This window comes from Novosphingobium lindaniclasticum LE124 (genome assembly GCF_000445125.1).
Taxonomy (GTDB): Bacteria; Pseudomonadota; Alphaproteobacteria; order Sphingomonadales; family Sphingomonadaceae; genus Novosphingobium; species Novosphingobium lindaniclasticum.
Window position 1 is genome coordinate 1 of record NZ_ATHL01000130.1, and the last position, 7,361, is coordinate 7,361.

7 protein-coding genes and 1 pseudogene are annotated in these 7,361 nt (G+C 59.9%); 3 read left to right on the forward strand and 5 right to left on the reverse strand.

Annotation, left to right across the window (positions count from 1 at the left end; translation table 11 throughout):
• From tnpC to tnpA, 3 genes are all read right to left on the reverse strand, one after another.
• On the reverse strand, positions 1–1,379 hold a 1,379-nt coding region (gene tnpC / locus L284_RS43130; protein ID WP_021235653.1), incomplete at its 3' end, for an IS66 family transposase.
• Positions 1,380–1,467: 88 nt separating this feature from the next.
• A complete protein-coding gene (gene tnpB, locus L284_RS43135) occupies positions 1,468–1,815 on the reverse strand; it encodes an IS66 family insertion sequence element accessory protein TnpB (protein ID WP_021235654.1) in 348 nt (115 codons plus the stop codon).
• A complete protein-coding gene (tnpA, locus tag L284_RS0124840) occupies positions 1,812–2,171 on the reverse strand; it encodes an IS66-like element accessory protein TnpA (RefSeq protein WP_031342981.1) in 360 nt (119 codons plus the stop codon). Before tnpA ends, tnpB begins: the two co-directional genes overlap by 4 nt.
• 89 nt (positions 2,172–2,260) lie before the next feature.
• On the opposite strand from tnpA, the pseudogene L284_RS43140 reads away from it, so the two are divergent.
• A pseudogene (locus L284_RS43140) lies at positions 2,261–2,911 on the forward strand (IS5 family transposase); the annotation flags it as partial.
• 249 nt (positions 2,912–3,160) lie between these two features.
• Here L284_RS43140 and L284_RS47040 read toward each other — a convergent pair.
• Positions 3,161–3,832 carry a TetR/AcrR family transcriptional regulator gene (locus tag L284_RS47040; RefSeq protein ID WP_160172150.1) on the reverse strand — a complete coding sequence of 224 codons (672 nt, stop codon included), beginning with the start codon at positions 3,830–3,832 and terminating at the stop codon, positions 3,161–3,163.
• 373 nt (positions 3,833–4,205) lie between these two features.
• On the opposite strand from L284_RS47040, the gene L284_RS43150 reads away from it, so the two are divergent.
• Positions 4,206–4,898 (forward strand): VOC family protein, encoded by a 693-nt coding sequence (locus tag L284_RS43150; RefSeq protein WP_021228416.1) that lies wholly within the window; start codon positions 4,206–4,208, stop codon positions 4,896–4,898.
• Between the two features lie 481 nt (positions 4,899–5,379).
• Here the strand turns inward: L284_RS43150 and L284_RS43155 are convergent, their stop codons facing one another.
• Positions 5,380–5,586, reverse strand: coding sequence for an SDR family oxidoreductase (locus L284_RS43155; RefSeq protein WP_021235658.1), 207 nt, complete (start codon positions 5,584–5,586; stop codon positions 5,380–5,382).
• Positions 5,587–5,681: 95 nt separating this feature from the next.
• Between L284_RS43155 and L284_RS43160 the strand changes: the two genes are divergently transcribed.
• Positions 5,682–7,217 carry an ISNCY family transposase gene (locus L284_RS43160; protein WP_021234660.1) on the forward strand — a complete coding sequence of 512 codons (1,536 nt, stop codon included), beginning with the start codon at positions 5,682–5,684 and terminating at the stop codon, positions 7,215–7,217.
• Positions 7,218–7,361 lie beyond the last annotated feature (144 nt).

Below are 7,361 nucleotides of genomic sequence, written 5' to 3' on the forward strand. Positions count from 1 at the left end.
AGGCATATCCGGCCATCGGCGAGGAAGGTGGTGAAGCCGTCCCAGTCGTTCTGGAGATAGGCGATGGCCTTGGCCACGGCATCGTGACGAGACAGTTTGCTGCGTGTCTCGCGCATCCAGGTCTCGAGTTCGGCAACGATGGGCGCGGATAATTCCCGGCGAACGGCGAGGCGCTCGGCGGCAGGCTTGCCGTTGATGTCGCGCTCGATGGCAAAGAGCCGGTCGATGATCTCGAGCGCTTCACTCGCCAGCGGCGAGACGAGCGGCGTGGCGCCCTTTTTCCGGCGTTTGAGTTGCTGCCTGATATCGACGAGCTTGAAGAACTCACGGCGTGCGTGAACCCAGCAGTTGGCGCGGGTCATGGGTTTGTCCGTCCGGCCTTCCTCGAACAGAGCATTGAAGCCGGCATACCGGTCGACCTGGAGGATCCCGGCATAGCCTGCCAGGTGAGCGCGGGGATGCTCACCTCTGCGATCGCTCGAGTAATAGCATAGCGCCACCGGCGGAGCCGTGCCGCCGAACGGGCGATCGTCACGCACATAATCCCATATTCGCGCTACGCTGGTCTTGAGCTTGGCGAGAAGCGGGACGGTGGTGTCGTCGGCATGCAGGCGGTCTGCGGCAAGCCCGTGGGCTTCCAGCAGCAGGAACAGGGGCTTTACCGCTACGCAGATCGCGCCGATCTGGTCTGCAAGGGTCGAGAGGCTCAAGGGGATGCCTTCGGCCTCGAGCCTGTCACGCTGGCTGTTCAGGGGCTGGTGCAGGCCGTACTTCTGGAACGCGAGGTTTGCCAGGAAGTGCGGCCCGAACATTCCGCGCGGGGTTACGTGGAAGGGCGCGGGTGGCTGGCTGATCTTCTCGCACTGACGGCAGGAGACCTTCTCGCGCACGGTCTGGATCACCTTGTGCCGGGCCGGAACGCGCTCGAGCGTTTCGGTGACCGCTGCGGGAAGCTGGCTCAGATCATCCGAGCCGCAGCATGGGCAAAGGTCCGGCGCGGGGATGACGACCTGCTCGCGCGGGAGATCGGCGGGGAAGTCGCGGCGGGTGGATCGCGTGCGGGTGAACGCCTGGACCGTGGTGGTCTTGGCAGCGGCGATCTGGCCGAGCAGCTCGGCCTCGCTGGCATTTGCCTCCAGTTCCTCGAAGGTCAGTTCGAGCTGATCCAGCAGGCGCCGGCTGCGCTCGGAACGCGCACCATATTTGTCGCGGCGCATCTGCTCGTTCATCAGTTCGAGATGAGCGTTGCGGGCCAGCAGGTCGGCATTGATCGCCCAGACTTTGGCGACTTCAGCCTCTGCCACCAGTGCCTGTTCGCGCACGATGGCAAGTTCAGCGCGAAGCTGCACAAGCTCATCGGATGCGTTGCTGGAGACCATGCGCGGATTATAACCCGCAAGTCCTCAGAAACCCAGCATTTACAGCACTTTTATGCCGCTCCTGCTGCTGTTTTGACGAGGCAAGGAATTACCCTACCTGCGTCGGGCGCCAGGTCTCCTGCGGGTTGCGCCAATCCACGCCTTCAAGCAGGCACGCCATCGCGGAAGCCGAGATCGCGATCGTCCCATCCTTTGCAGATGGCCAGACAAAACGCCCTCTTTCCAAGCGTTTTGCATATAACGACATCCCGAGGCCGTCATGCCACAAGATCTTGCACAGCGATCCGCTTCGTCCCCTGAAGACGTACAGATCGCCGGCATGGACGTCCTTGTTCAGGGATTGCTGCACCTGCAGAGCCAGCGAGCGCATTCCCCGCCGCATATCCGTATGCCCCAGCGCCAGCCACACCCTCATGCCGCTCGGGATCGGGATCATCGGGCCAAGGCCTTGATGACGGCCGCTGCCATGGTCGGCGACGCCGAATTGTAGATGCTCACCCGGGCGCCGTGGGAAAGCTCGACCAGGATCGCCGGCTGCACGGGCGTGGGCACGGAGCTCTTGTCTTCCAGCACGACAGCTTCGATGAAGCCATGGTCCTCCTGCGACGCGACGAGCGCCGCACTCAGCTTGCGCCGCCAGGTATAGACCAACGCAGTGGAAACGTCGTGCCGCCGAGCAACCTGTGACACACACGCGCCGGGGGCAAAGGCCTCTTCCAGAATGCGCCGCCGTTCCTCAGCACTCCAGCGACGGCGGCGTTCAGGCCCGCCGAAAACCGTGATCCGTCCCACAAACACCGCTCCTAAGTTCGCAAATAACTGCGACCTTAAGACCGATCCATCACTCCACCGGCAAGGCGCCGCTCAGCGGATGCGTACGTTGCGCCTGGCGGCTTCTGCCCAAATGCTTCCCGCCGGTCTCGACGGTCCAGCGCTATTTCTACGCCTGGCGCAACGCTGGTCTACTCGAGGCGATGAACACGGTTCTGGTCATGAACCTGCGCGAGATCGAAGGACGCGAGGCAAGCCCGAGTGCCGGTGTGATCGACAGCCAGTCGGTCAAAACCACCGAAAGCGGCGGCCCTTGCGGCTATGACGCAGGCACGAAGGTCAAGGGCCGCAAGCGGCACATCCTGACCGACACCTGCGGCTTCCTCATCTTCATTCTCGTGCATACCGCCGATATTCAGGACCGCGATGGCGCGGTCGATGTCCTTAAGGCCGGGCGGCGGCGCTTTCCGTGGCTGCGCCATGTTTTTGCCGATGGCGGCTATGCGGGCGACAAACTCCGCGATGCCATCGCTGGATCGGGGCAATAGACGATCGAAATCATCAAACGGTCGGACAAGGCCAACAGCTTCAAGGTCCTCCCGCGTCGCTGGGTAGTCGAGCGAACCTTTGCATGGCTCGGCCGATGCCGCCGTCTTGCCAAGGACTGGGAAACAACCATTGCCTCGTCCGCCGCATGGGCAACGATTGCCTCCATCCGCATGCTCACCCGTAGAACAGCAAGGTATTGCTATGCTTGGTGAACTTTCGAGTCAGGCACTGAGACCGTCCATCACATAGGCTTTCTTAACTGGGATTTCTTCGTCTGATCCTGAGGCGATGTTCACAAATGGGATCCTTACCGCCGTGGGTTACTCCTACTGTCTGCTCCGATCGCTCGCGTCACCTCGAAAAGTCGCCGCCCCTCTTTGTGGTTCCCTCCCCTGCCCCTCTGGCAAAATCAGCTACTGCGCCCTCAAATAATACTTCCTCAACTAATTAAGTCTTGAAAATTATTCTTGTAGATGACTTTTGACTAATTCCATTGCCAATTCCTTTACGGGCCCTATTTCCATATCCTCGTCCTTGATGCTTTCCTGCACGGCAAAGCCTCGCAAAACGCTAGCCAGGATGCCAAACGACTCCTCGGCCTTCTTCCGTTTGGCTCCGGATTTTACAAAGCGATCGATCCACGCCTGCTCGATGGCCTGGCGGCTTCCTGCAGAAATCGCCCGAATTCCTTCGCTGAATTGCTCGACGGAACGCGCTGAGATGACGAGCCGAAGGCTGACCTGGTATAGATCGCTCTGCTGGAACGTCTCGAAGTGCTTCGTAGCGCTAGATATTTCTTCGCCGCCCGCCGCGAGGTTGGCATCCTCATGCGCCGATTCGACTTCCTTTTCGAAAAGTGCTTCTATCGTAGCCTCAATAAGCTCCCCCTTCGTTGCGAAATGGTGTGTCTGCCCGCCTCGGGAGACGCCAGCGAGGGCCGCAGCATCGCCAATGCGGAAACGGGAGAATCCTTTTTCCTGGAGCAGCCGTATGGACGCATCCAGAAGGCGCGCCCGGGTTTCTGCCCGACGTTCGCTCTGCGATCGCCGACGCTTGATTTGCCGATCCTCAACCCGCTCCGACTTCAAAATTGATCTCCTCATCCCGCCATCTGGCACATAAAGGTTGATCATCCTGCTTAACACGCACTGCAGACACAGGCTAGCGCCGAGGATTCGTAAGCCAGAAAGTTGGCGCATTCGCCCACACCTTTCAAATTGCGATTGATTGGTACTTGTCGGAGATGGGCCGGCGCAACCGGTGTGATCAAAGCAGAGGGAACCGGGGGCTTGCGGACAGGGCGACCCATCTTGCAGGTGCCATGGGTTACTGCAGCCCTTCCCCTGAACATTACCCCCTTGCGCAGCCCGTCTACGGCATTTGCGCTTGACAAATTCTATATCGAAGTTATTTTTGACAGACAGGATATCCGGCATTGCACAAGATGCGGACGAAGTAGGCTGTGGTGTGTAGAAACATGCCCCGCTGGGTAGAGGAGAGTTGGGAATGAAGATCTCAGGCGTCCATCATATTGCGTTCTGCACCAATGATATGAAGTCGCAGATCGAGTTCTTCACTCAGGTCGTCGGCATGAAGCTCGTCGGACTTTTTCCCATGCACGGCACGGAGGGTGCCACGCACTGCTTCCTCGAATCTGGCGAGAACTGCTACCTCAGCTTTATTCAAATGCCGGGGCCAGGTGTGAGTCCGGTCATGGGCGTGAGTCACGCATTGGATGCATCCCACCCGGTGGCCGGTGGCGCTATGCAGCACATCTCGTTCAACGTCGACAGCTTTGAGGAATTGATGGACCTGCGCGATCGGTTACGCAGCAACGGCTACGCCGTGGTTGGTCCGCTTGATCATATGATCAGCCACTCGATGTACTTGGGCGCGCCTGAGGGAATCCTTCTTGAGTTCTCCACATCGGAAGGTTGCACGAAGATGACTGCAGCAGCGTGGACGGACCTACAAGCCGCGCAGACAGTCGGAATCGAGTTAGAAGATTTGAAAAGGTTCGCATCTCCTCCCGCCTTTGCGGGCCACCGGGGCGCGGTAGCACAGCCTGACCCCACTACGGCAATCTATCCAACCCCAATCCCGCGCCCCATGTACGAGGCGGTTGCGGAACTAAGCGACGCGGATATTCAAGAAGTTGTTCGTTACGATCCACCTGAGGGTGTAGACCTGGCAGCGTGATGACAACTTTCCGATCCACGTGCCGTCCTGAGCTTGCTTGAGGACCAACGCGTTTCGCCTTGCTGACTTGCGCTCTCATCGCTCACCTCGCGTCCTGGCTGCCCATACTCGAGGCGGTCTAGAACCCGGAAAGCAATCGTGGCCGCCTCTCGCGGCGCAAGAGCTTTCGTGCGATGATGAGCAACGGCCGAGGACGTCCACGTCCTCGGCGTCGGCCTCATGAGGATGTCTCCGCCATAGGTTTTCATATTGGTAGTCTATGGCGAACTCTCTTCGACAGGGCCAGCCTGTTAAATTCACTTGCGGCGGGATTGGCGTTTTCACGCCGCGCTTTGTCCACCGTCTCCTGCAAACCATCCTTGCCCTTGCCCAAACGGGGATCCGCCCTGCATCCCGTTACCGCGCAAGGCGGCTTCGGCGCCACGGTTACGCATTTATGATCAAGCAAGCCGCTGAGATCTCGGCTGCTATGTAATCGTCTCTAGGTAGCCAGATAACCCCCGTCGACGGGGATCGCTGCGCCGTTCACGAATGACGAGCCGTTCGACAGAAGCCAGACGGCGGCATCGCCGACTTCATCCGGTCGTCCAAAACGGCCGATTGGATGCCGCGACTTCAAACTTGACAACACTTGCCTGAGGTAATTGTCCAGAAGACCTTCATCATGAGTCTCGATGTCGCGCGACATTCAGGGTGAGAAACGCATTGCCTCGCCTGAAATGCTCCCGGCAAACCTGCCGTTGCCTCATCTAAACTGCTCCCGGCATTGGCCGGGAGGGAACGATGCGGAAGGTGAGCATGGCGACGCGCAGGGAATTGATTGAAGCAGTCGGCGAGCGGTATCGCTCGGCCGATCGCGCGAGCAAGGGCAAGGTTCTCGACGAATTCGTCGCGATCACAGGTTTCCACCGGAAGCATGCAATGAGACTCTTGCGGGCGGAGCCGTTGATCAGGGAAACGACGCGACCCGAGCGGAGAATTTACAACGAGGCGGTGCGCGGAGCGTTGCTCGTGTTGTGGGAGGCCAGCGACCGCCTGTGCGGCAAGCGACTTCGGCCGCTTATCCCGATTCTGATCGAGGCGATGGAGGGCCATGGCCATCTTGATCTCGATCCGGCGATCAAAGGAAGCTTGTTGCAGATGAGCCCGGCCACGATTGACCGTGTTTTACAGACCGCGAAAGGGAACAGCCATAAGGTCCGGCGTCGCGGCGTGGCGGGATCTGAACTTAGGCGCAGTGTTCCGATCCGAACATTCAGCGATTGGGGAGATCCGGCGCCGGGACATATGGAGGCCGACCTTGTTTCGCATAGCGGTCCGGTGGCGAAAGGGAGTTGGACGTGGACGCTGACGTTGACGGATATCGCGACAGGCTGGACCGAATGCGCTCCGCTACTGGTTCGCGAGCAAACGCTATTGGTGGAGGTGCTCAAGGAACTGCGCAAGCTGATGCCGTTCCCGTTGCTGGGCTTCGATTCCGACAACGACAGCGTGTTTATCAATGAGACGGTGCGGGATTACTGCGCGGCGACGGAAATCGCCTTTACCCGCTGCCGACCCTATCGGAAGAACGATCAGGCCTGGGTCGAGCAAAAGAACGGTTCGGTTGTGCGTCGTCTGGTGGGCTATCGTCGGTTCGAAGGGCTGGAAGCAGCTGGGTTGCTGGCCGAGTTGTATGCGGCGGCGCGCCTGTTCGTGAACTTCTTCCAGCCTTCATTCAAATTGGCGGAGAAGCGCCGCGACGGCGCCAAAGTCCACAAGCGCTATCACGCTCCCGCGACGCCGTTCCAGCGTTTGATGGATGACCCGCGGACCAGCGAGCAGACACGCGAACGGCTACGGGACCTGGCCGCCAGACTGGATCCGGTTCGACTGCTGCGAGACATCCGCACCGCGCAGCAGAAACTGGTGGTCCTGGCCGACGCCGTCGTCTTGGCAGATCCGACCGAAACGTCACCCCCACCGCTGGGGGCGTTCCTCTCGAGCCTGAAAGTTTTATGGCAGAATGGTGAGTCGCGGCCTACGGCGGTTGATAAGACGCCGCGTAAGCGAGAGCGGCGCCGGCCGGATCCACTGCTTCAGGTTACCGACCAGTTGAAAGCCTGGTTCGAAGACGAGCCTTGGCGTACCGGGCGGGAGTTGCTGGAAAAATTGCAGGCCGAGCAGCCGGACATCTACCCGGACGGCCTCCTGCGGACTATCCAGCGCCGTCTGAAAGGCTGGCGCACCGAACACGCGCGAGCCCTGGTGTTCAGCCACTCTTCCGGGCTGGCCAGTGACGCGCCAGTCGACACGGAAACCATCCTTACAGCCATGTGACGGATTGCCGTTCCGCCTCGCCTACGGCTCAGCTGCACGGCAATCCGTCACATGCAATGGCAATGACGCACGAGGGTCTGTAAGGAACAATTACGTGAGGCAACGGTCGCGTTGTTCGGGAACATTTCTTCGCGAGGCAACACG